Below are 20,892 nucleotides of genomic sequence, written 5' to 3'. Positions count from 1 at the left end.
CGGTTTATTGTCAGACAACAGGTCACTATTGACGCGATTGATCTACCAATTCTCGAAGTCATTTCGGAAGACTGTGGATCAGACTTGGGAAGAGCAACACGGCACGCCGCCGCCCTGGACGGCCACCGGCAAGCGGTATCGTGCGGCAGAGGCTGAGCGCGTGGCGCTGATTGCCAATCCTCCACCCATTCACGGCGATGCGCGCTTTCTAGGGCGTGAGGAAATTCTGACCCTTGAAGACGCGGCTCTTGGGGCTAACCACGACCGATTTAGTGGGCGCAATGGATGTATGATCCTGGGCAACGGCATAGATCTGATCTCTGGCGAAGTGGTCACCACTGTCGCCGCGCCGCCACCGGGGCATCTGCTCACGCTTGCCGCCACGCGTTCTGGCAAGGGGGTGAGCCAAATCGTGCCCAATCTCTTGCTATATGCCGGGTCGATGGTGGTGATCGACCCAAAGGGCGAGAACTATGCGCTGACCCATGAAACACGCCGCCAGTTTGGCCGCGTTTTGCGGATCGATCCGTTTCGAGTGACCAAGGGATACGACCCCGTCTCACCATTTGCCTGTTGTAATCCGATGGAGGCGGTCGAGGGGGAAAGCGAAGCGCGGCGGCTGGCCTCGCTCATGCTCGGGGATGCACCGGGCGGCGAAGGCCGGTTTTGGCACAATGAGGCGGTGAACTTGCTGTCGGCAGTCGCTCTTGCTTGCGCCTCGATTGGCCGCAATCAGATCGGGGATCTACGCGATGTGTTGACCGCCCCTAACCTGGCCAAAGGCAGCGACCCGTCCCCTCTGGCCAAGTACCTGCTGACACTGGCCGAGAAGACGTCTGAGCCGGGCGCGCGACGGCGTTTGCAGAGCTTTGTCGGGTATTCCGACAAAATGCAGTCGGGCATTCTGGCGACGATCAATGCCGGAATGAGCATTTGGGACACGCCAGAATTGGACGAGGTCGCGCGCCGTACCGATCTGCCGTTCGATTGCCTCAAATCCGAGGTGGCAACGATCTATATAATCCTGCCATTTGATAAGATGGGGGATTACGGCGCGTTCCTCCGGCTGATGGTGGGGCAGCTTTACCAAGCTATGATCAAGGGGCCACCAGTGGCGGGTATTCCTGTGGCCTGTGTTATTGATGAGTTTCCCGCACTTGGCCCGATGCCCGAACTGGTTCGCGCCTTGGCCGAGGTGGCAGGCTACGGCGTCCGTTTCTGGCTTTTTGCGCAAAGCCTTTCACAACTCCAGGCGCTTTATCCCGATGATTGGAGTACGATCCTGTCGCAATGCAGCACACTGAGCGTCTTTGGCGTGGCTGATGGCGTCACTGTCGAGTGGTTGGGCAAGGAACTGGGAAAGCGAACCGCCGCGCTCTCTACACCCGGTGTCAACACGAGCGGCGGCGGGCGCGATGCAGACGGGGCGCTCAATGTCACGGGAGGGGCCAGCTATGGCGTGCAACTGACGGATATGCCGCTGCTTTCGCCCGGTGAAATCCGCGAATTTCTGGGTGTCGGGGCACCTTGGCAGGTGGTTTTCATGTCGGGGCACCGCCCGCTTCTGGCCGTCCGGATCGAGTATTTCAACGATGAAAAGCTCAAAAATATGGCCGGTAGTCTCAATGCCGAACCGCGCAAAGTCGCTCACTATGACATGCGCAACACCGAGCTTTGGAAAGGTGTGCCGGAAGGCTTCAAATACGGAATAAGGGATGCCAATGATGATGTTTGAAGAACGCGATAGCCATCTGAAACTGACGACTAGCGCCAAAAAACGTACAGTCGCCGCGCCCTGGTTTCTGACGGGTATGGGTGATCCTTATCAAATGGAAATCCCCGAGAACGCAAAAGCCTGCTACGATCCGAAGCAAAAAATACTGCATATCCGGGAACCTGAACGAGGGTCGTCCACCACTATCACACCCTCGGTCCGGGTCCGGATCGACCATGCCGAAGATTTCCACGACATTGAATTTATCGACCTCGAAGATCCAACAAAACTACTGGCTGGGATTTATATCAATGAAGGCGTTTTGAGCTTTGAAGACAAACAGCTCTTTGCCTTCTCCAACACGCTAATGTTCCAATCTTTGTGCCGCTTTCTGGCCTCGCCCGTGTTCAATCCGTGGGCAAAACTGCCCCAAATCCGGAATGATCGCTCTTTCTATCAATGCGACCTTGAGGCTGGAGAGTTTTGGCTGAACCCGGAGGTCGAAGACGCAAACGTCGTAGATCAAGTCCACAGCCATATCACATATCTGACGTTTGAGATTTCCACGCCACTGCCAGCTTGGAACAAGGACACGCGGCAGGACGATATGCTGCCGCCGGGTAGATATGACGCGGAGGTGATCAAAGCCGATCACGATACGGGCGATGTGATCACCGTCCGCGCTGATGGCTGGATCAAGGACGGGACAGAGCTTTGCACGTTCCACATCCCGTTTGCTCCGCTCTATGAGCGTATGCAGGATGGAACCGCACCGGCTGGCGCGTTCGGCTACCGCATTCCCTTTGATCCGCGTGAGCATACCGATCTGGCGCTTAGGGCAGCAGCGCCCCAAGTGAAAACAGGGATTTTTCGCAAATTATTGGGGAACTAGGGAGAAATTACGCCGTATATCAGAGCCCTAGAAACCGCATGTGCCCTATTGCGGGCGTTCAGTCGCTTAGCGGCATTTTTGATATGCAACTCAACAGTTTTGTCGGACAAAGACAGCTTGAAGGCTATTTCCTTGTTCGTCAGGCCTGCCGCGACCCAAAGCAAACACTCCTTTTCACGGACAGAAAGAGGAAAGAATTGCCTCATCATATCGCCTTCCTGAACGCGCGAATGAAAGAGCATCGCCGCACTTTCTACAAACGGAGTAGCTCGTGCGACAATTTCATCTCCTTCCTTGTCATTGCTGGCCTCGAAACACACCCCTGTTCCGCCCAACTTCCAGTTTGATGCATCCCGAACCGGAATGGTTACACCATAATCCATACCAAAATCTCGGAGGGAATTCTGGAAAAACTCCGATTTTTCAGTGCGATATTTACCTGCGCGCGGGTCCTGCCACGAGATTGGGCGCTGATCTTCAGTCAACGCATACTGAGCAAACGGGTCATGGTCGATGTACCCTTGATCCAAGTATAGCGTATTGAACTCTTCTGGATGGGACGACATGGCCACGACCTCGGAGGCAATTGAGCGACCGACCGTTTTTGGAAAAAAACCGTAAACCGCACTCTTCGCTCCAAGCTGCGTTAATGCGTTGGAGTAAAGCGACCACGCAAGGTCCACAGTTGCTGCATTGGTCAGCTTTTCCGAAAAATCCAAGACGCGGTTCGTGCGCGCGCTATCTATAAAAGTAATTTTCTTCATTGGAATACTTCGATGTAACGCTGAACCCTATTGACCTATGCTACCGCATGATCACCGGCAATCGTAGATTGTTCAATGAAAAGATGTTCATCACGACGAGTTCAACAAGTGAGAAACAGGCAGAAACGACCTCCTCGCCTCCCTAGGCAACTCTTCACCCTCTGTATTTTCTAACGCTAGTTGGAATAGTTTGCGAAGGGCGTCTTGTGTCTCTTCGCCAGGATTGGCCAGCCCAGTCCAAGCAATTATTGCAATCCAATCCCAATGCGCGCTCTCTGCCCCAAAAGTTTCCGCAGAGTTATCAATATTAGACAAGATCAATTCAGCAGCGCGTTTAGCGTTCCCCGAAGCAACAAGATATTTGACATGGTCCTCCGAAACGTGAGTTTCAGGATTGAAATCCGGGGATTCCTTCTGCGCAGCGGCCAATAGCTTTCCATACTTCTCTTCAAATTCAGGGTTAGCGGTAAGAGCAAGATATTGGAGACGCCCGCCCAACCCATGCGAGTGGTACGTTTGGGTAATCTCCTCATTGCGAGCGACTTCGATTTCATCCCATGGTGCTCCAAAGACCAGTGAGAAAACCTGATTACGAGCGGAACTAACATCCTCCAACAACCCAGCCTCCACTGCGGCAGCTAAGTAACCATCAACCTTTTCTTCATCACTTGTCCTCAGAGCAATTTCCGCTGGGGTTAAAATACCTTCTCTCCAAAAACTCTTATGTTCTTTGGATAGGTATTCCGTTTCGAACATGGTGAAATACTCCAAGACCACCTGCGGTTCTTCTTTTAGAATGCCGGGAGAAATCATGTACCAAAAAGCGGGCAAAGCACGGCCAAGATCGTCTTCTGTGGGAAACTGTTGAAGCGTCTGGTTCAAAAAATCGTCAAACCGTTCCGAGAAACCGTGTCGCTGAGCCTCGGTTCCTCCAACTTCTGACAGGGCTCTCACCGTACTCACCGATTGTTGTAGTTCGGCGAAAACCATGTCTTCTGCACATTGAAAGTTGTCTAGGCAATCCATGACCTGTTGAACCCATCGCGCATGCCCTTCCTTGGCTCCGGCTTCCACGGCACGCTGCGCCAGAATGTCATCAACCTCGGCTTTTATGATGTCTCGTTGTTTCCTGAGCTGCCCAGGATCGACATTTCCAATCGACTGCCCAGTGATGATCGAAACCGCGAGGTTCGAAGAGGGATGCTCGGAAACAATCTTGTCGAGTTGGCCAAGAGCATCGTCAATCGCCTGAAGTTTCTCAACCGGGTCTTCAAGACTCTCTGCCACACTTATTGCCTGCACCGCTTCAACGAAAAGCGTGTTTGCTTCCGCGTCGCCAGCTTCAGCGGGGGCGGAGGCAGAAAAAAATGCACAAATCGTCAGAACATGCGCAATCGTTTTGGACGGACTATTCATGTGATTTCCTTCAAAAACCTTACGACAGACAAGAGCAACGCAACCCAGTTCAACGCGTCATTTCGGACATGACACCCTTGGTGCGGAAGTGGCTGAAGATCAGGAAAAGTGGCACGATGATGCCGATGGCAGCAATATACTGCAAAAAGGTTATCCAAATTCCAAACTTCACTGTGGAACGCCGTACGTTAATGTACCCTGCACCTCCCGCCAGAGCGACTGTTGTGATCCACAAGGTGAGAGCGTTGGCCGGGTCGTATGATTGAGCTGTTTCATCACCGAATAGAGCTGCAAATAGCATCGTTCCCAGACTGATCGCGACCAACACAAAGGTCCAATTCACGACGAGGCCAAAACCATAGGTTTCTCGAGCCTTTTTTGCCTGACTCGTCAGCAAGAAAATCGTGCCCAGAATGAAAGCGATAAACAGTACGACACCAAGTGCGCCCATGGTATTATTTCTCCTAATTATTACCCGCCCAAAAATTTGAGTTGAGTGATGGTCGCGCCTAGTACCGGCGACTTGCGGGCATTTGGGGTTGATTTTGGTCGAATGCCGCGCGTGAAAATATCTAGGAATTTCCCTACATTAACCTGGGAAGAGCAGGCGTTTTCCGAAGCGAGAAATTTCTGGTATGATAGGGGGAAGATAAGGTTCCCTTTTGTCTACACTGAAGTCGCTGCCGCACGATGTAGCTAAGTCTCAGATCAAAAAGGAACTTGAAACCTACTCGGAAACACAAAGCCGCACGGACGTAAGGGAACCCTTATGTCAACAATAATTCCGAGCGATTCCGCTGGTTTCGAAAAGAAAAGTTACAATGAAAGCAATGACATGCGCATCGGGTACGCCCGTGTTTCGACTTCTGAGCAAAATCTGGATTTGCAGCGCGCAGCGTTGAAACAGGCTGGGTGCGAAAAGATCGTCGAAGACGATGGCCTGTCAGGGGCGAACAGAAAGCGTCCTGGCCTGGAGCGCGCAATACAGCTGACCAAAGCTGGTGATACGCTTGTCGTATGGCGGCTTGACCGGCTGGGCCGGTCGCTGGTTGATCTGATTGATATTCTGGGCGCACTGGCCGAACGCGGCGCGGAATTCCACTCTCTGGCTGAGGCCATCGATACCAACTCTTCCGGCGGGAGGCTGGTGTTCCACATGATGGGCGCGCTTGCCGAGTTTGAGCGAAACCTGATCAGTGAACGCACACGGGCAGGCATGGCCGTGGCCAAAAACGCCGGAAAACCTATCGGGCGTCCCCGAATTCTCACAGACCAACAGATTGCAGACGCTGAACAACGGATTGAAAAGAATGATCAATCCCTTGCCGATATTGCTGATGAACTTGGGGTTCACCGCAGGACCCTGAAACGGGCCCTTCGAAGGTCAAAGGGGGGATGCCCCCCAATTACCTAGTTGTTCCAGAAAATATGTACTTCCTGGTAGCTGGACTCGATTGTGAACACGTCGCCACCAAGCTCAAGATCGCGGCCCATCGCCTCGTAATCAATATAGAATGCCAAGTTCTCGGGCACTTCGCTCGTTTCTTCCGTCAGTTCTTGGGCGAAGTCCGCGAGGCTTTCATATTGCCCTGCATAATCTTCCCCCAGCGCCTTGGTGGCCTGCACTACATCGCCGTGGAAGTTGTCCAAAACCGCCGCGCCCAGCTCGCCGTACTCTTCCACAAAAACGGCCAGTTCGTGCGCGCTCTCGATCCCTTGATATTCACTGATCCGTACGGAGCCAAATCCCACGTAGTCGTGTATGGCCCATTCTTCAGCTTCCGACCCCAGCGGAGACGCTTTCAACATCTCCTTCAGTGCCTGCCAGATATCATCGATATCAAGCGTGGCATCAATCCAAACTCCGTGAAGAATACCATTGTTGTAAGCTGCCAGGTCAGCAACGTAGATTGACGGGTTTTCCATTTCCTTTCTCCTCATATTTTCGGTTGCGCATGTTGCAACCGACGCCTCGACGGCGAGTTGTGGGGAGGCAAAGGCACAGGCCGCGAATGGCGGAGGGGGATCACCCGACCTGCACGGATCGAAGAGAAGGAAGGACGGGGACACCGGCAGTTGCGCCAACGGAAAGCCTTGACTGCGCCAGGGGCGAAGTCCCTTAGCAAACAGAGGAAAGAGAAAAAATCCATTTTTTGTTTTATAGGCAGATAATTACGTGGTATTATTCATGTAATGAAAAGCCAAAAATTCGAGCTTCTAGATCGCAGCGCCTTTTCGGCGCTGACTTTGCATCAGAAGAATGACTATCTCCAAAAACTCACTGCATGCTACATGCAAGCCAACGGGCGATCTCCGATCGAGTTATCGCGCGAAGCACTCAGCAGATTGCGACGCTTCTACAGCCGCCGTTCACTGGCGGACTTGAAGCTAGAAAAGATGGCGGACAGGGAAATGGCCAACGCCCTTTTCAGAGTGGCGGACGCCGTCGGACGAGGAGACCTTGAAAAGCGCATAGAAAGTGAAATTCCGCCTACATCTGAACTCAGAGCGCCACCTATCGATGATGACCAGCTGATGTTCTTTGTTCCCAATATTCATGACGCGCCCATCAAAGATGATATAAACGTCATGGACGTAGCGCCGTTTTCGCTCAGCAAGACAAAGCGAAAGGGCAAAATTCGTTATGACCTGAAAGATTGCTCCATAACCGTAACTGGTGGCTCTGAGTGTGGTATGGCGAATGCCTACGACTATGACATCTTCATCAACATGGTGTCCTATCTAGCTGAAGAGATGCGATCATATCGCATTGCTCGAAAGAAGGGGCGAAGCCCGTCTTTGCCACCGAAGGTATACTGCCCGACCGCGTCGCAAGTGCTCAAGTTTTGCCGCAGAGGCAATGGAGGCCGACAATACACGGAGCTGGAAGCCGCGCTCGATAGACTTCAGGACACCAGGATCAAAATCACGAACTTCAAACCCGGGGCTCGCCGTGAAACTGAAACCTTCTCGCTGATTGATCGTTACAAAGTTCTCAGCAGAACAACCAGTGACAGAATTGATCACATCGAAATCGTGATCCCGGATTGGGTTTACCATGGTATCGTCAGTGACGATGGCCGAGCGAGCATACTCACGCTCAATCCGGACTACTTCCTAATCAAGAAGCCAACAGCCCGGTTTATCTACAGGTTGGCGCGCAAAGCCGCAGGGCAAGACGAGGCTCATTATTCACTTAAAGATTTATACCATCGAAGCGGTACGTCACTTCCTTTCCACAAATTTCGCAGTGCAGTTGTTGGAATTGTCGATCGAACAGCAAGCGAGCGGTTTCCCGACTACGATCTGGAGCTGTTGAGCGGACGCGAAAGCCCGGTCCTCCGGATAAGTCGTCGTTGTGAAACACCTGAGGGCGAATTGCTAGAAGCCAAAGACGACAAGACGGCCTCAGTCAGGTAGGCAGATTTTGTCAAATGCCGTACATCATTCCCTTTTTCATGACAAAAATCAGACATTTCGTCCGAAGAAGACCGGTCAAAACTCAAACCGTTGATCTATATGCCGTTTTCCAACTTATGCACGCTGTCCACAGGGTAAGATCGCGGGGTTTTGTCAAAAATCGTCTATCGTTCCGTCGAGGCCGTCTATTAATCCGTCGAGGCCGTCCATCATTCCGTCAGGACCGTCTATCACTCCAAAAACTTGTCGTAAGCTGTTGATTTGGTAAAGCTATTTCGCCTTAAAACTAGTAAAACTTCTAAAACTAGCAAAACGCACCTGGCGGTGCTCGATCAATTTTGTCGAATTATTTTGGTTTTTTGTTCCCCATGATCGCCGGGCTGATGACGAAACACCTTGCACTCCAGAACGGCCTTTCGGGGGATTTGGAAGAGGCCGCAAGCCATAGATCATACCTGCCCACAGTCAAATCGGCGGCACGATAGACTTTGAAAAGGGAAGAAAGGCATCTGTAAGGCTCACCAGATGCGTTTTTAGCTTCCTCTAGAGAGGTGGCGCTCAGCAATACTTGAAATGATCTGAGAAGCCGTTTGCGCGGCCTTCTCATTCAATGTCAAAACATCTTGCCGTCGAGCTCTTCTGCCAGGCCCTTTTTGTGATCGGCTGACAGGTGCGAATAGCGCTTCACCATCTGGAGGGTCTTGTGTCCTAGCATGTCGGCAATCTCGATCAGGGACTTTCCCTGCATGGCCAGATAGCTGGCGGTGCTGTGTCGCAGATCGTGAAACCGAAAATCGGTGATCTTCGCCTTCGACACTGCGTTCTCCCAGGCTTTGCGAACATCCATTGGCGCGGCCAGATCACGCCTAGGGAATAGGTAGCGCCTGGGCGCATGTGAAAATTGCGCATCGTACAGGTCGTTCACAAGATTTATCTGCGCGTCCATAAGTTCGGCAAGGTGCCCGACAATCGGAACAGAACGCGTATCGCCATTCTTGGTGTCTCGGAGTACAGCCATGTGCCGAGCCAGATCGATATCTGGCAATGTCAGCTCCATGATTTCCCCCCGGCGGCAACCGGTGGACAGGGCAAACACAACGATCGGATAAAGCTGCTTGTTCGGACTTTCACGGCAAGCGTCTAGGAGACGCCCTCGTTCATCGTCTGACAAATACCTTGTCCGCTCATTCCGAAGCTTGGTTACTCGCTCAACGCCGTCCATCGGATTGACGCCAAGCCACTTCCAGGAGCACGCTTTCTTGAAAAGCATATCCAGCGCGTCGCGATAGTATTTCAGCGTGCGCTTGCTCTTGGGCTTTGTCTTTTCGCCAAGGCCACGTTCAACCGGTGTTGCGGCTAGTTCGCCCATGAGTTTTGACACCTGCTCGGTCGTGATGAATTGCAAGCTGTAGTGACCAAGTTGGGCACGCCAATACCGCAACGCCGTCCCTGAGCTACGCTGCGTACTCTCAGCAAGGCCCGGTAGAACTTCGCGCTCATAGCGGTCAATCACGTCCGCAAATGTCTTACGTTTGGACTGAGTGCTGATCGGCTGGAACTGACCAGACTTGATATCGCTCTCGGTCTTTGCCGCCCATGCTTTGGCGTCTGTCAAGCGCTTGAAAGTCTTCTTCTGACGGGGGTAGCCTGCGATGCGAACGTCAACCTGATAGACGACACCTTTCTTGCGCTCACGCTTCTCGATTGTCGCCATATCTGCCTCCAAATTTCGCGTCGCGCCTAGTCAGCCCAAACGCAGGGACAGATTTTGGGGGCGATTTAGGGGCATTTTCTATCGAGATTTGCCCCCAAATGTCAATAAGCGCCAACAGGAGAAAATGCCCAATACACTGTTTTCATTATTTATATTTGTTGACCGCTGTTGAGATCAATAGGCTTCCCTCCGACTGTTAATCAATTGGTCGTAGGTTCGATCCCTACCGCCGGAGCCAACTTCCCTAAAAGAAGTTGGAAAATCTTCCCTGATCCGGTATCAGATGCCCCCTGCAACCTGTAACTCTGCTGCCTTTGCGGGCAGGCTGAGGCAGCCCTGCCTGATCTGCATCCGTATTCCGCCCTGCCGTCCCGCGGCAGCTGCGGGCCTGGCCCCAAATTGCCGCCGTGCGCCGGCCGCGCCAGCGGTTCCCGGGATCTAGGCAATTGAGAGGGCCGCCAACTGCGCCATTTGCTCCTGTGTCAGTGGCTTGCACAGGAACGATTTGACCAGCGGCATCGCCTCTGCCCGCTCCAGATCAGCAGGGTTCACCGTCGTGCTGACAATCACAACCGCAGGCACCGGATCCAAGGCACTGATCCGCTCGCCGTGCCTTTCAAGAAACTCAAAGCCGGTGACCGGCGGCATGTTGATGTCCAGCAGAATCAAGCCGGGCGGGGTGCCGCCGGCAGCGAGATGGCCGAGCGCCTCTTGCGGCCCCTCAAACAGTTCCACTTGGCCAAACAGGTTGGACTTTTCGATGATGCGCTTTGCATATTTTCTGTCCATCCTTTCATCGTCGATCACATAGACAACCTTGTCCTTATTGCTCATACTTTCCTCACTGCCTTCAGGTCGACGCTGAAAACGGTGCCCTGGCCCGCCTCAGAGACAACTTCGATCCGGGCCCCATGATTTTCCGCGACCCGCTTGCACAGGGCCAGCCCGATGCCCGAACCGGGATATTCGTCGTGCCGGTGCAATCGTTTGAACAAGCCGAATATCCGCTCTTGAAGCTCCTCCGGGATCCCCAGCCCGCGGTCTTTGACAGACAGGCGCACCATTCCCTTGCGGTCTGCTGGTTTGCACTCCAGCCGCACCTGGGCCGCCTCGCCTTCTTGTTTGTATTTCAGAGCATTGGAGAGGAGATTGGTGATCAGGACCCGCATCTGAAACGGGCTGCCCAGGATCACTGGCAGCGGGTCCACATGCACTTCCGCGCCGGTTCCGGAAATCAGCGCGTCCATGTCCTTTAGGATCTGATGCACCATCTGATCCAGGTCGACCTGCTCAGGCGTGAACTGGTGTTTTACAACTTTGGAATACTCAAGCACGTCGTCGACCAGCTGCCGCATCCGCTGAGACGTGCCAATCAAATCCCCAATGAGTTCCTGCGCCTGTGGGTCCAGGCTGTTTCCGTGGTCTTCCAGAAGAACCTCAAGAAAACTTTGAATGGTGTTGATCGGCGTCTTCAGATCGTGGGACAGCGCATAGCTGAAGTTGGACTGATCCTGATTGCTTTGCATCAATTGCCGGTTCATGAGTTCCAGCTCATCTGCGCGCTGGCGGATTTCCGAGGTGCGCTGGCGAACCTTTTGATCCAGCTCGTCCCGCTGGCGGGCAAGTTCAAAGGTGATATCGCGCAATTCCTGCTCAACACGGCGGCGCTCAGCGACTTCCTTTTTCAGGCTTTCCATCGTGCTGACATAGCCACGCAGCGCCATGTCATAAACCGCCATGCCCTGCAGAAAGAAATCCTCCACCCGGCGCAGGCTGGCAGTAGGCTGCATACCCGTTTTCAGGCAGTCGCGCAGCACGCTGAAATGATAAACACCGAAATCCGCCAGCGGCACATTGGCCTGCAGCGCCTGCCGGGCAACCTCATAGGCTTCGCTCAGCTGGCTCGCCTCGCCGGAGCCGACATAGGCGCTCAGCGCCGACTGCAGGCGTGCAACATCGTATGCCTTGCCCATGTGGGCGGCGTGGCCGCTTTTGATAAAAGCCAGCAAGGCAGCCTGGTATTGCTGGGCGGCCTGGGATTTCGCCGCACGCAAGGGGGGCGCGCTCAAACCGTTCACAACAGCCTCCGCCGGTGGGTCACAGCCAGAACAGTGCGGTCATCATGCGACTTGCCGTAAACCTCAAGACAGGACGCAGCAAAATCCTGCGGCTGCAGCTTGCTATACAGCGCCGCATCCCGGAACCTGCGCGAAACACCGTCAGATGCGAGGATCAGCATGTGATCCGGCGGGAAAGGCTGCTGCTGCACATGAATTCCCGGGTAGTGCACGCCAAGGGTTCCGCCCTTTTGCATGATGCCGGCCTTGTCGCGGCCCTGCGGGTCAAGCGGGCAAATCACCCCTTCGACATCCCCAAGTGCTGCCCAGCCAAGGGTTTCCCGGGCCGGATCGACAAGGGCAAGAGCCAGCGCCGCCCCGCGGGTTCCGCGCAGGCGCCGGTGCGCTGCTTCGAACAAGGTTTCCAGATCATCGCTGTCCGCTGCAGACAACTCCTGCAGGCAGGCGCTGGCCGCGGCGCTGGCCGGACCGCCGCTGCCGACCCCATCTGCCAAAGCCACCAGCAGCCGGTTGCCCGCGAGCCTGAAAAGATAGCCGTCTCCGCAATCGGCTGCCGCCATCTTCGCGGCCTGTGCCGCGGCCCAGTGCAGCCGCGCACCCGCCGCGTCAAACGCAATTATCCCGCTATCTGCCCTCATCGCCATTTCACCGCCATCACAACCAGCCCCTCACCGGGCACCGAGTTGACTTCGAAAGCATCAACAATCCTCCGGGTGCCTGGCAGCCCAAGCCCCAGGCTGTTGCCCGTGGAATACCCGTCTTGCAGCGCCAGTTCGACATCCTCCAGCCCAGGCCCCTGGTCCCGGGCGGTGATGCGGATGCCGGTCCTGGAGCGCTCTGTCACGGTGCCAAGCTCAATCTCCCCTTCCTGCGCGTATTTTACGATGTTGCGGGCCAGTTCCGACACCGCCGTAGCAACCAGGGCCTGATCAGGCCTGCTGAAATCCAGATCAGAAGCCAGCTGGCGCGCCTGCTGCCGCGCAGCCACGACATCGCTGTCGCGCCGGACCGGCTGAACCAGCATGGCAGTGTCCCGGGCCGGAGCGTTCATGCCTCCACCTGCAGAACCGCCATGCCGTGTTCCAGATCCCGCGCCGTGGGAATGCCGTTCAGCTGCAATCCCAACAGCACCATCGCCATGGCGATTTCCGGCTGGATGCCAACGATCGCCATTCGCGCACCGCGCAAGGCAACCGAGGCGGCAATATCGCTCAACATCCGGGTCCCGAAACTGTCAATAACATCCAGCAGGCTGACATCCAGAATGACCTTCTGCGCGGACAGCCGGGAAACCTCGTCCAGGATACTGCGCTGCATCTCAAGGATATCGCTGTCCGAAAGCTCCTCCTGCACCGAGGCGATCAGCAGATCACCCTGGCTGATGATGGGCACACGCCGGGCCATTTCAGCGTTCCAGCAGCTTGCAGGCCGTGGCGACACCCCGCTCAAGATCGCCGGCCGGGTTCAAGGCCTCTCCAGTCACGCCGATTTTGACCAGGGCCTGGGCAACCTCCGATGTGATGCCCGTCAGCACGGAACTTGCCCCCATCAGGCGGGCAGCGGTCATCGTTTGCATCAGGTGGTTCGCCACAGCGCTGTCGACGGCCGCAACACCGGTAATGTCCAGAACCACCGCGCGGGCATTCTGATCCCGGATCGCGTCCAGAATCTGCATGGTCAGCAGCCGCGAGCGATGGCTATCCAGCATTCCCACCACCGGCACCAGCAACAGCCCCTCCTGCAACCGCAAAACGGGAGTCGGCAGCTCGCTCATCTCACGCTCCCGCTGTTCAATCATATCGGACCGGGCCGCCGTAAAAGCCTCCAGCGTGATCGCCTGATGGCAAACAGCGACCCGCCGCAGCGAACCTTCAACCGCCTGCGCCTCTGCCTGATCGTCTGAGGTCTCCCGGATCAGATCGCAGATCCGGTCAATCGCGAAACTGTAGAACCCTAAATACAGGCTTGGCGACACGCCGTAGTTTTCGTTGAAAATACCGGCTTCCTTGCGGCCTTCGAAAAACTTCTGGTCCAGCCCGCCGTCAAACAGTTCCAGCAGATGGCGCCGCTGTTCGCCGCGCACTTCCGCCATCCGGTGCCGGGCATCTTCGCTACCGGGAACGTCAAAGCCGCCGTCGCGGCGGTAATACGCCTCCAGAATGGCATCAACGTTCTGTTCTGCCAAAGAAGACATATCCGACACCCGCGCCCGGTCATCCTGGCTGATATCGAACCAGCTCCAGGCCTCGCGCAGCCCTTCACCCGGCGATTGGATGGTAGATGAAATGACTTCGTTCATTGCGCGCCCTCACCGAAAATTACACACGCCAAGGTTTAGCCGCCTTCCTTAAGAGTGCCTTAACCACCCCAATCATGGGGCGATAAATCGGCGCAAAAACAGCATCTTGATCGGAACAGAGGCGGCACTCTCCCGGGACGGGCGGCCGACGGCATCGATTGCCGGACGAGTTTCAAGCGCTGAGCTGCGCTGCCAGCCGTTTTCCGCCGCGCTATGGCAGCTGGATGATCGGGCAGAAGTCCCCCCTTGGCCGGCCAGAGCCGCTATCCCTTTAGATGAGGCGCCAAAGCTGCCACCGCATCGGACCAGGCCTGCCGGAATGGGGCATCCGGAGGCCTTTCCGGTCCCGCCGCCGTTTCGATGGCCAGCAAGGCCGCGCGCAGGCCGGACAGTCCCAGAACCGCAGCCGACCCCGCCAGCCGGTGCGCCTCCTTGCGCTGGCCGTCTTCCAGCGGCCCCGCCTGCTGCAGCTCATCCTGGAGCTGGTTCACCTCATCGCAGAACGACGCCAGGAAACTGCGTGCCCGCTCCGGCCCAAGCGCCTCAAAGAACTGGTGAATGTCAGATTGTGCCCGCGGCAGCACCTTAACGCCGCCGCCGGCCCGGCGCGCGATCACATCGGCAAGCCCGGCCTTGTTGGCCGGCTTGGTCAGAACCTCGGCAAACCCCGCCTCCAGGATACGGGCGTGATCCTCGGCTGCGGCATGTGCGGTCAGCGCCACGATGTCGGTGCCTTCCGCCAGCTGGCCGCTGCGGATCCGGCGCAGGGCTTCGATGCCGTCCACCTCCGGCATGCTGATGTCCATCAGGATCAAATCAAAGCGGTTTTCCGAGGCCGCCTGCACCGCCTCGGCACCGCCGGGCACCGCCAACACCTCATGCCCCTCCTGACGCAGCATGGTGGCCAGAAGCTCGCGGTTAATATCATTGTCTTCCGCAATCAGCAGACGGCTGGCGCCGCTTTTCCGCGGCCTGCCCTGCTCTGCCTGGCGCGGCGGCGGCTTGGCTGCCGGAAGCGGCAGTGAAATCGTGAACAGGCTGCCCTCGCCCGGCTCGCTTTCGCAGGCAATTGTGCCGCCCATGGCCTGCACCAGGCGCCGGGTGATCGACAAGCCCAGCCCGGTGCCCTCGCTGCCCCGCCGGTAGCTGGCATCCAGCATGATGAAATCTTCGAAGATCCGCTCAATATCCTCCGGCCCGATCCCCTGGCCGGTATCGGCGACGTTGAATTCAACGGTTTCACCATCCGGAAGCCGCATCACATCCACGCTTACGGCGCCTTCGCTGGTGAACTTCAGGGCGTTGCCGATCAGGTTCAGCAGCACCTGCTGCACCGCCCGCGGCCGCCCCGCCACCACCGGCTTGCCGCCCAGGCTGCAATGCAGCGACAGCTCTATGCCGCGCCCCTTGGCACTGGCCTGCTGGCTTTCCACCAGGCCGCTGACCAGCTCATCCAGATCAAAGATCCGCAGTTTTTCGGACTCGGCGCCTGCTTCCAGCCGCGACAGCTCCAGCACGTCGTTAATATGGTGCAAAAGCAGCTCGCCGGACACCCGCATGGCCTGCAGGTAACGGCGCTGCTCGGGCGTTGGCGCGGTGCCCTCGATCAGGTCGATGGCGCCCAAGACCCCGGTCAAAGGCGTGCGCATTTCATGGCTCATCACCGTCAGCAGGTTCTGCTTGGCCCGCTCCCCCGCCAGCGCATCATCCCGCGCCCGCCGCAGTTCCTCCTCCACGGCGATCCGCTCGGAGATGTCGCGCAGGAAGCTGACAAATACCATCTCCGTCCCTGACTGGCTGATCGAAACCGAGAGTTCCACCGGGAACAGCTCTCCGGACTTACGCCGGGCCTCGAGCTTCAGCCGCCCCTTGCCCGCGACCCGGGTTTCACCGGTTTGCAGAAAGCGTTTCATACCCGCCTGATGCGCTTCCTGCAGGTGGTCCGGGACAATCAGGCTGACCATCGGCTGCCCGATTGCCTCTGCGCGGCTGTAGCCGAATACCGATTCCGCGGCACCGTTGAAAGCCTGAATGCGCCCATCCGCACCAACCACCAGAATGGCATCCAGCGAAGAGGAAATCATGGCCTCCATCCGCGCCGCGGCCCGGCTGCGTTCCATCGCCAGCCTGCGCCCTTGACGGTAAAGACGGCCGAGCAGCAGCGCCGCCAGCGCAAGTGCAAGTACCAGCGCCAAAACCACCCAGCCCAGGCGGCTTAGGATGGTAAAGAGTTTCAGCCGCTTTTCCTTGCTGTCCTCGACCTGCAAGACCACCCCGAACAGGGCCAGTTCCCGCACGTCCGCGCTGTTGCCTGAAAGCTCTTGCGCCAGTTCAGGCAATCCGCCCAGCAGCACAGTGTCCGGGCTGTCGATGAGCAAGGCCATGCGGTCCAGCCGGTCCTGCATCTGCTGCAGCAGGCCCGCCCCTGCCGCGCTGCTGCGCAGATCGCGAAACAGCGGGCTTTCCCGGAAGGTGGCAATCCGGCTGTAGTAGATATCGAATTGCCGCCGCAGGCGCCGCAAATCTCCCGGCGCGCGTGCAGCCTGAACTGCAACTTCCAGCTTCAGATGCTCAACTTCGGCTTGGGACAGGTTCCACTGCATATTATCGGTCGCAGCCGTCGACAGCCCGTCCAGCTGCTGAAGCACCTGGTGGCCCAGCCGCACGGATTGCGCCGCCAGCGCCGCTACGATGGCCAGAACCAGCGCCAGCACCCAGCGCGGCATGGATGGAAACCCGCGCAGCACTACCCGGAACGCTCCCGACGGCAGCTCACGGCTGGATCACGATCCGATCCAGCTGCCAGATGCTGCGCGAATAGACCTCCTCGGTCCGGTAATCCGGGTTGCTGTCATAAGGGTAGACCACCCACAACGGCCCCTTGTTGCGCAGCGACATTTCTGCGCCATTGCGCTCATACGCGACAATCGGGCCGCCCTCGACCGCATCTGACACCGGAATCTCCACCGAGTAGTCATTGACCGCATGGGCCACCATCCGGCCGCTGCCGGCCCCCATCTGCCCCACCAGGGCGGCCAGCGGCACGCCAGTGAACTGCTGCGGGCCGGTGGTCCAGATGGTTTCTGTTTCAAAGGTGACGGCAGCCAGAGCGCGGAGATCATCTATTGTGTATTCCGCAGCAGGTTCAGTACCGTTCTCAACTGACACGGACAAAAGCACCGGCTGATCTTCTGCAAGCGCGCCCCCGGCCCAAACCAGCACCGCAACCGCTGCCGAAACCGCGGTGCGCGACATCAATCCTCTCATCCCGGCACTCCTTTTTTCATGCCAAACATAAACAACCGTACGCAGAATGCCACATCCGCGCCGCCCGGAAACCGGCACCGGAGGATAGGTTCCTAACCTTCCGTATAGGGCGCCCAACCGCCAGAGTAGCTCCAGCACCCTAATGTTGGCTTACCAGGCTCATATTCACCGCGGTATTATCTGAAAAATGCTAACGGATTTCAGGAGACGCCCGCCATGATGATGCCTGCTGCCAAAACGCAATCGAGGGTTGACGGTTTTGAAACACTTGTCGCGGTAGACTGGGACAGGGAATTCAGAAACAGGTCCAAGGGTTTTATGCGTATTCTGCTGGCAGACGATCATGACATGGTCCGCGAAACCATCTCCGCTTATCTTAAGTCTGAAGGGGGTGCTGAGGTTTCCCTGGCGACAGATCTTCCCGGGGCCCTATCGCAGATTGGCGAGCAGGGGCCATTCGACCTGGTTCTGCTGGACTACAACATGCCAGGCATGATGGGGCTGGACGGCCTGGCCAAGGCGCTGGAGGCCAACGGCGGAAAAGGTGTCGCCATCTTGTCGGGGAGCGCGCCGGCCCGCACCGCCCAGGATGCCCTGGATGCCGGTGCCATCGGCTTCATCCCCAAAACCATGGGGGCGCAATCTTTGCTGAATGCCGTGCGTTTCATGAGCGCAGGCGAAATCTACGTGCCCGTCGACCTCATGCGCGAGGAAGCCGCCGCCAGCACCCATCCGCTGGCCGAAAAGCTCAGCCCGCGCGAACTCGAGGTGCTGGACGGTCTGTGCCGCGGCCTCTCGAACAAGGAAATCGCCCGCGAGCTGGAGCTGCAGGAGGTGACCATCAAACTGCATGTGCGCACGCTGTGCCGCAAGCTGGAGGCCAAGAACCGCACCCAGGCCGCGCTGACTGCCAAGGCGGCAGGGCTGTTCTGATCCGCCCGGGCGCAGCCCCGGCCTTCAGCCCAGATCCGCGGGCAGCGCCGCGTATCCGCGAAAGCGGATGCGCCCGCCCGGCACCCTGCCGGAACGCAGCCGGTAGCCCGGATAGTGGCGCAGGAAGCGTTCTATCGCAATTCTCCCTTCCAGCCGTGCCAGGGTCAAACCAACGCAAACATGCGGCCCGCCGGCAAAGGCCAGATGCCGGTTTGGCGTGCGGCCAATGTCGAAGACCTCCGGATTTTCAAACACCTCCGGGTCCCGGTTCGCGGCCCCTATGACCAGGTGCAGGTTGGTGCCTGCAGGGATCCGCACACCGCCGATCCGGGTCCCGGCGGTGGTTTCCCGGTTGCCCAGCTGATTGGGGGAGCGGAACCGCAGGATTTCCTCCACCGCCGGCTTGATCAGCTCCGGATGTTTCAGCAGCCGCTGCCGCTGCTCCGGGTAATCGTGCAGCAGTGCCAGCCCGTTGCCGATCAGGTTGGTGGTGGTTTCATGGCCTGCATTCAGGATGAAAATGCAGTTCTGGATCAGCTCAATCTCACTAAGCACCCCGTCCGCGCCCTCACCGCGGATCAGCCGCGTCAGCACGTCGGTTTCGATATCCCCCGGCCTGGCCCGGCGCCGTGCAATCAGCTCCTGCAGATAGCTCTTGAACTCTTCCACTGCGCGATGCCCCGCCGCCAGCTGCGCCGGGTTCAGCGCAGGCTCCAGCGCGCCGAGGATTGCCAGTGACCAATCCCGCAGCGGCGCCCGTTCCTCCATCGGCACATCCAAAAGATTGCCAATGATCTGGATCGGAATCGTAGAGGCAAAATCGGCAATCAGATCCGCGCTGACCTTGCCTGCCATCGCTGCCAGCAGGTGATCCACGGTTTCAATCAGCCCAGGTTCCATCTTCGCAATTGCCCGCGGTGTCAGCGCCGAGGTCATGATCTTGCGCACCCGGGTGTGCAGCGGCGGGTCGGAAAACACCAAAGAAGTAGTGTGATGCTCAAACAGCGGGGAGCCTTCGCCGTATTTGGGCGCAAACACCCGTTTCTTGTCCGAGGAAAACAAAGCTGTATCACGGTAAATCCTGTCCAGATCCGCGTGACGGCAAACCAGCAAGGACCCGTCCGGCTGCGGCAGCACCGGAGCGCCGCGCAGCAAGGCGTCGTAAAAGGGAATAGGATCCTCCACAAAGCCCTCCGGCGGGTTTGCCAGATCAAATCCCTCAATATTTACAAGCGCATGCGCCCCACCGTTCATCCGTCATCCTCCCGCCGGTTCCGCAAGACAGCGTTTCCGCCGCAAATGCGACTGTCAATTGCCCATGCCGCCCCGGAACCCAGCGTCAGTCTTTGACTGCAGATTTACGGCGATGCTGGATTCCTGCGTGACATGCGCCCGCCGCGCGGATAGAAACAAACCATGAACACAGCAATCTCCTCCATCCGCAACCTTGGCCCCGCCTATGAGGAAGCCTGCCACAGGGCCGGGATCACTTCGGCCGAGGACCTGCGCGCCATTGGCGCTGATGCGGCCTATGCCAGGCTGCTGCAAACCGGCACCCGGCCGCATTTCATCGGCTATTACGTGCTGGTGATGGCGCTGCAGGGGCGGCCGTGGAACGATTGCAAGGGCAAGGAAAAGGAAGAGCTGCGCAAGCGGTTCGACATGATCAAGGCCGATGTCCGCCCTCAGCACAGTTCGAAACTGCTGTCGGAACTGGATGCCATCGGCGTGCGCGCCACACCTGCGGATCTGAGAATTTCCGGACCTGCGCCGCGCTGACCGCCCCAAAAGAAAAGGCCGCCCCGAAACGGGACGGCCTCAATTCATCCGGAAAGCTGACGGCTTAGCCGACCAGCTCGAGGCCGGAGAAGAAGTAGGCGATTTCCACAGCAGCGGTTTCCGGTGCGTCGGAACCGTGCACGGAGTTTTCGCCAACCGATTCAGCGAACTCGGCGCGGATGGTGCCAGCAGCTGCGTCTGCCGGGTTGGTGGCGCCCATGACTTCGCGGTTTTTGGCAATGGCGTTTTCGCCTTCCAGAACCTGAGCAACGATCGGAGCGGAGGCCATGAATTCGCACAGTTCGTCGTAGAACGGACGCTCGGCGTGCACCTTGTAGAACTCGCCCGCCTGCGCCTTGGTCAGGTGGATGCGTTTTTGCGCAACAACGCGCAGGCCTGCTTCTTCAAACTTGGCGTTGATTGCGCCGGTCAGGTTGCGGCGGGTTGCATCGGGCTTGATGATCGAGAAAGTGCGTTCCAGTGCCATGGGGCAGACTCCTGTGCTGAAAAGCCGGACGTCATGCCCGGCCCGTTACGAATTGCCGCCCCGATAGCATGGCTCTGTGACAGGATAAAGAGGGGATTGCGCAGCTTTGACGCAGCTGCTGTTTCGGGG

21 protein-coding genes are annotated in these 20,892 nt (G+C 57.5%); 6 read left to right on the top strand and 15 right to left on the bottom strand.

Features of this window, described 5'->3' with window-relative positions; genetic code table 11:
- The first annotated feature begins 37 nt into the window (after positions 1-37).
- Positions 38-1,735, top strand: a complete 1,698-nt coding sequence (locus tag ACXAHG_RS17205; RefSeq protein ID WP_475059256.1) for a type IV secretory system conjugative DNA transfer family protein — start codon at positions 38-40, stop codon at positions 1,733-1,735.
- The gene (locus ACXAHG_RS17200; RefSeq protein ID WP_475059254.1) at positions 1,722-2,606 is read left to right on the top strand and encodes a hypothetical protein; all 885 of its coding nucleotides are present in this window, start codon (positions 1,722-1,724) and stop codon (positions 2,604-2,606) included. Before ACXAHG_RS17205 ends, ACXAHG_RS17200 begins: the two co-directional genes overlap by 14 nt.
- Here the strand turns inward: ACXAHG_RS17200 and ACXAHG_RS17195 are convergent.
- The 3 genes from ACXAHG_RS17195 to ACXAHG_RS17185 form a co-directional block, all read right to left on the bottom strand.
- On the bottom strand, positions 2,603-3,370 hold the full coding sequence (locus ACXAHG_RS17195; protein WP_475059251.1) for a LuxR C-terminal-related transcriptional regulator: 768 nt from the start codon (positions 3,368-3,370) through the stop codon (positions 2,603-2,605). The genes ACXAHG_RS17200 and ACXAHG_RS17195 overlap by 4 nt on opposite strands.
- A 90-nt stretch (positions 3,371-3,460) precedes the next feature.
- Entirely contained in the window at positions 3,461-4,786 is a 1,326-nt protein-coding gene (locus tag ACXAHG_RS17190; protein WP_475059248.1) for a hypothetical protein, read from the bottom strand.
- A 49-nt stretch (positions 4,787-4,835) separates the two neighbouring features.
- Positions 4,836-5,237, bottom strand: coding sequence for a hypothetical protein (locus ACXAHG_RS17185; RefSeq protein ID WP_271308392.1), 402 nt, complete (start codon positions 5,235-5,237; stop codon positions 4,836-4,838).
- A gap of 318 nt (positions 5,238-5,555) precedes the next feature.
- On the opposite strand from ACXAHG_RS17185, the gene ACXAHG_RS17180 reads away from it, so the two are divergent.
- Positions 5,556-6,200: a recombinase family protein gene (locus tag ACXAHG_RS17180; protein ID WP_475059245.1), complete on the top strand. Its 645-nt coding sequence runs from the start codon at positions 5,556-5,558 to the stop codon at positions 6,198-6,200.
- On the opposite strand, the gene ACXAHG_RS17175 is transcribed toward ACXAHG_RS17180, so the two are convergent.
- Entirely contained in the window at positions 6,197-6,712 is a 516-nt protein-coding gene (locus ACXAHG_RS17175; RefSeq protein ID WP_475059241.1) for an antirestriction protein ArdA, read from the bottom strand. The genes ACXAHG_RS17180 and ACXAHG_RS17175 overlap by 4 nt on opposite strands.
- Before the next feature lie 267 nt (positions 6,713-6,979).
- Between ACXAHG_RS17175 and ACXAHG_RS17170 the strand changes: the two genes are divergently transcribed.
- Positions 6,980-8,206: a replication initiator protein A gene (locus tag ACXAHG_RS17170; RefSeq protein WP_475059238.1), complete on the top strand. Its 1,227-nt coding sequence runs from the start codon at positions 6,980-6,982 to the stop codon at positions 8,204-8,206.
- Between the two features lie 613 nt (positions 8,207-8,819).
- On the opposite strand, the gene ACXAHG_RS17165 is transcribed toward ACXAHG_RS17170, so the two are convergent.
- The 9 genes from ACXAHG_RS17165 to ACXAHG_RS17125 all read right to left on the bottom strand — a co-directional run bounded on the left by ACXAHG_RS17165 (position 8,820) and on the right by ACXAHG_RS17125 (position 17,564).
- Positions 8,820-9,920 (bottom strand): tyrosine-type recombinase/integrase, encoded by a 1,101-nt coding sequence (locus tag ACXAHG_RS17165; protein WP_475059236.1) that lies wholly within the window; start codon positions 9,918-9,920, stop codon positions 8,820-8,822.
- Positions 9,921-10,358: 438 nt separating this feature from the next.
- The gene (locus tag ACXAHG_RS17160; protein ID WP_475043611.1) at positions 10,359-10,754 is read right to left on the bottom strand and encodes a response regulator; all 396 of its coding nucleotides are present in this window, start codon (positions 10,752-10,754) and stop codon (positions 10,359-10,361) included.
- Positions 10,751-11,998: a sensor histidine kinase gene (locus tag ACXAHG_RS17155; protein WP_475043612.1), complete on the bottom strand. Its 1,248-nt coding sequence runs from the start codon at positions 11,996-11,998 to the stop codon at positions 10,751-10,753. The genes ACXAHG_RS17160 and ACXAHG_RS17155 overlap by 4 nt, the downstream gene beginning before the upstream one ends.
- A complete protein-coding gene (locus ACXAHG_RS17150; protein WP_475043614.1) occupies positions 11,995-12,636 on the bottom strand; it encodes a SpoIIE family protein phosphatase in 642 nt (213 codons plus the stop codon). Before ACXAHG_RS17150 ends, ACXAHG_RS17155 begins: the two co-directional genes overlap by 4 nt.
- Positions 12,633-13,049, bottom strand: coding sequence for an anti-sigma regulatory factor (locus ACXAHG_RS17145; RefSeq protein WP_475043616.1), 417 nt, complete (start codon positions 13,047-13,049; stop codon positions 12,633-12,635). The genes ACXAHG_RS17150 and ACXAHG_RS17145 overlap by 4 nt, the downstream gene beginning before the upstream one ends.
- Positions 13,046-13,402: an STAS domain-containing protein gene (locus ACXAHG_RS17140; RefSeq protein ID WP_475043617.1), complete on the bottom strand. Its 357-nt coding sequence runs from the start codon at positions 13,400-13,402 to the stop codon at positions 13,046-13,048. The genes ACXAHG_RS17145 and ACXAHG_RS17140 overlap by 4 nt, the downstream gene beginning before the upstream one ends.
- Position 13,403: 1 nt before the next feature.
- Positions 13,404-14,297 (bottom strand): protoglobin domain-containing protein, encoded by an 894-nt coding sequence (locus tag ACXAHG_RS17135; protein ID WP_475043619.1) that lies wholly within the window; start codon positions 14,295-14,297, stop codon positions 13,404-13,406.
- A 263-nt stretch (positions 14,298-14,560) separates the two neighbouring features.
- The gene (locus tag ACXAHG_RS17130) at positions 14,561-17,023 is read right to left on the bottom strand and encodes a hybrid sensor histidine kinase/response regulator (RefSeq protein ID WP_475059234.1); all 2,463 of its coding nucleotides are present in this window, start codon (positions 17,021-17,023) and stop codon (positions 14,561-14,563) included.
- 46 nt (positions 17,024-17,069) lie between these two features.
- Positions 17,070-17,564, bottom strand: coding sequence for a putative pterin-binding protein (locus tag ACXAHG_RS17125; RefSeq protein WP_475043622.1), 495 nt, complete (start codon positions 17,562-17,564; stop codon positions 17,070-17,072).
- A gap of 318 nt (positions 17,565-17,882) precedes the next feature.
- Between ACXAHG_RS17125 and ACXAHG_RS17120 the strand changes: the two genes are divergently transcribed.
- Positions 17,883-18,497: a response regulator gene (locus ACXAHG_RS17120; RefSeq protein WP_475043623.1), complete on the top strand. Its 615-nt coding sequence runs from the start codon at positions 17,883-17,885 to the stop codon at positions 18,495-18,497.
- Between the two features lie 24 nt (positions 18,498-18,521).
- On the opposite strand, the gene ACXAHG_RS17115 is transcribed toward ACXAHG_RS17120, so the two are convergent.
- Positions 18,522-19,751, bottom strand: coding sequence for a cytochrome P450 (locus tag ACXAHG_RS17115; RefSeq protein WP_475059231.1), 1,230 nt, complete (start codon positions 19,749-19,751; stop codon positions 18,522-18,524).
- Positions 19,752-19,913: 162 nt separating this feature from the next.
- On the opposite strand from ACXAHG_RS17115, the gene ACXAHG_RS17110 reads away from it, so the two are divergent.
- Positions 19,914-20,276: a TfoX/Sxy family protein gene (locus tag ACXAHG_RS17110; RefSeq protein ID WP_475043625.1), complete on the top strand. Its 363-nt coding sequence runs from the start codon at positions 19,914-19,916 to the stop codon at positions 20,274-20,276.
- Between the two features lie 64 nt (positions 20,277-20,340).
- Here the strand turns inward: ACXAHG_RS17110 and ndk are convergent, their stop codons facing one another.
- Positions 20,341-20,763 (bottom strand): nucleoside-diphosphate kinase, encoded by a 423-nt coding sequence (gene ndk / locus ACXAHG_RS17105; RefSeq protein ID WP_019298521.1) that lies wholly within the window; start codon positions 20,761-20,763, stop codon positions 20,341-20,343.
- Between the last annotated feature and the right edge of the window lie 129 nt (positions 20,764-20,892).

The organism is Leisingera sp. ABD4_442, assembly GCF_056160905.1.
This window is presented reverse-complemented; position numbering and strand designations above follow the sequence as displayed.

Bases quoted from the DNA above. Each gene is read 5' to 3' on its own strand.
- ACXAHG_RS17185 (WP_271308392.1), bottom strand. From the start codon at position 5,237: ATGGGCGCACTTGGTGTCGTACTGTTTATCGCTTTCATTCTGGGCACG.
- ACXAHG_RS17180 (WP_475059245.1), top strand. From the start codon at position 5,556: ATGTCAACAATAATTCCGAGCGATTCCGCTGGTTTCGAAAAGAAAAGT.
- ACXAHG_RS17190 (WP_475059248.1), bottom strand. From the start codon at position 4,786: ATGAATAGTCCGTCCAAAACGATTGCGCATGTTCTGACGATTTGTGCA.
- ndk (WP_019298521.1), bottom strand. From the start codon at position 20,763: ATGGCACTGGAACGCACTTTCTCGATCATCAAGCCCGATGCAACCCGC.
- ACXAHG_RS17150 (WP_475043614.1), bottom strand. From the start codon at position 12,636: ATGAGGGCAGATAGCGGGATAATTGCGTTTGACGCGGCGGGTGCGCGG.
- ACXAHG_RS17110 (WP_475043625.1), top strand. From the start codon at position 19,914: ATGAACACAGCAATCTCCTCCATCCGCAACCTTGGCCCCGCCTATGAG.
- ACXAHG_RS17170 (WP_475059238.1), top strand. From the start codon at position 6,980: ATGAAAAGCCAAAAATTCGAGCTTCTAGATCGCAGCGCCTTTTCGGCG.
- ACXAHG_RS17165 (WP_475059236.1), bottom strand. From the start codon at position 9,920: ATGGCGACAATCGAGAAGCGTGAGCGCAAGAAAGGTGTCGTCTATCAG.
- ACXAHG_RS17175 (WP_475059241.1), bottom strand. From the start codon at position 6,712: ATGGAAAACCCGTCAATCTACGTTGCTGACCTGGCAGCTTACAACAAT.
- ACXAHG_RS17140 (WP_475043617.1), bottom strand. From the start codon at position 13,402: ATGGCCCGGCGTGTGCCCATCATCAGCCAGGGTGATCTGCTGATCGCC.
- ACXAHG_RS17125 (WP_475043622.1), bottom strand. From the start codon at position 17,564: ATGAGAGGATTGATGTCGCGCACCGCGGTTTCGGCAGCGGTTGCGGTG.
- ACXAHG_RS17115 (WP_475059231.1), bottom strand. From the start codon at position 19,751: ATGAACGGTGGGGCGCATGCGCTTGTAAATATTGAGGGATTTGATCTG.
- ACXAHG_RS17135 (WP_475043619.1), bottom strand. From the start codon at position 14,297: ATGAACGAAGTCATTTCATCTACCATCCAATCGCCGGGTGAAGGGCTG.
- ACXAHG_RS17200 (WP_475059254.1), top strand. From the start codon at position 1,722: ATGATGATGTTTGAAGAACGCGATAGCCATCTGAAACTGACGACTAGC.
- ACXAHG_RS17120 (WP_475043623.1), top strand. From the start codon at position 17,883: ATGCGTATTCTGCTGGCAGACGATCATGACATGGTCCGCGAAACCATC.
- ACXAHG_RS17130 (WP_475059234.1), bottom strand. From the start codon at position 17,023: ATGCCGCGCTGGGTGCTGGCGCTGGTTCTGGCCATCGTAGCGGCGCTG.
- ACXAHG_RS17195 (WP_475059251.1), bottom strand. From the start codon at position 3,370: ATGAAGAAAATTACTTTTATAGATAGCGCGCGCACGAACCGCGTCTTG.
- ACXAHG_RS17160 (WP_475043611.1), bottom strand. From the start codon at position 10,754: ATGAGCAATAAGGACAAGGTTGTCTATGTGATCGACGATGAAAGGATG.
- ACXAHG_RS17145 (WP_475043616.1), bottom strand. From the start codon at position 13,049: ATGAACGCTCCGGCCCGGGACACTGCCATGCTGGTTCAGCCGGTCCGG.